The 888-nt window shown below is 46.4% G+C and carries 1 protein-coding gene; it reads right to left on the bottom strand.

Annotation, left to right across the window (positions count from 1 at the left end):
* Window positions 1-868: SIS domain-containing protein (locus ACFPYJ_RS33065; RefSeq protein ID WP_379192856.1), on the bottom strand; the 868-nt coding region annotated here is incomplete at its 3' end.
* Window positions 869-888: the final 20 nt, after the last annotated feature.

The raw sequence follows: 888 nt of genomic DNA, 5'->3' as shown, positions 1-888 counted from the left end.
GTATGGCTTGAAGTTGTTCCCTCGCCCGATCTACCGATGCGCCAGGAGGAGCAATAACGATGGTAAGTATGCCTGCTTTTGTGCAGAAATATTGTTCATGCGCCCACTCCTCCAGCTCTTGTGCAGTGGTATTATGATGGGCGGATTCGATTTGTTTAGCCATGCCAAACAATGAAGTGGCGTAGTTAGGGCCTCCTCCGATGATCACGATATCACTGGCCTCAGTAGCCTGTTTACCCAGTTCAAATGCCGAATTAAAGGTGTGTTCAACTGCAGTGTCCAACAACGTTCCGAACTGTTCAATCTTTGCAATAAGCTCGTCGGTACTGTTTTTGTTTGTTCGTTGGGCTAAGTATGCCGCAAGAACATACTGCGCTGTAATAGATGCCGTGTATGAAATCGTGCCCGGACCAAAACCGGTATCTTCATATTTGAATAAAACGGTACCCAGCGCCTCTTCAGCCAAACGCCCTTCAGGATTATACGATACTCCAAATGTTTTGTGCCCTCTCGCTTTTGATCGAGTCACACATTCTACTGTACGGGCTACTCTCCCAGAGTTAGAGACGGCTACCACCCAACTTCCTTCATTCGCATAATCCACTTCGTACCTGGAGAATTCCAACGCCTCCATTGCCCGACAATCCAGCCCGGACCATTGTTTAAATGCCAATTCCGAACCGACACCGCAAAAATAAGAATCACCGCAGCCGACCAGGTAGATTCGACTCGGAAGTTCATGACCGTCCAATGTTTTGGACCAATCCGCCAATAACTCTCTTGCCTGTGTTCTAACATAATTCCCCTGAGATTGAATCCCTTTTAGCATATTATCCCATTTAAGACTTACATTTTCATTGACCTGCATATTGTATATCCTCCAATTCA

This window comes from Paenibacillus solisilvae, from assembly GCF_042656405.1.
GTDB classification, from domain to species: Bacteria; Bacillota; Bacilli; order Paenibacillales; family Paenibacillaceae; genus Paenibacillus_Z; species Paenibacillus_Z solisilvae.
The sequence above is the reverse complement of the archived record's forward strand: the minus strand, read 5'-3'. Positions and strand labels throughout refer to the sequence as shown.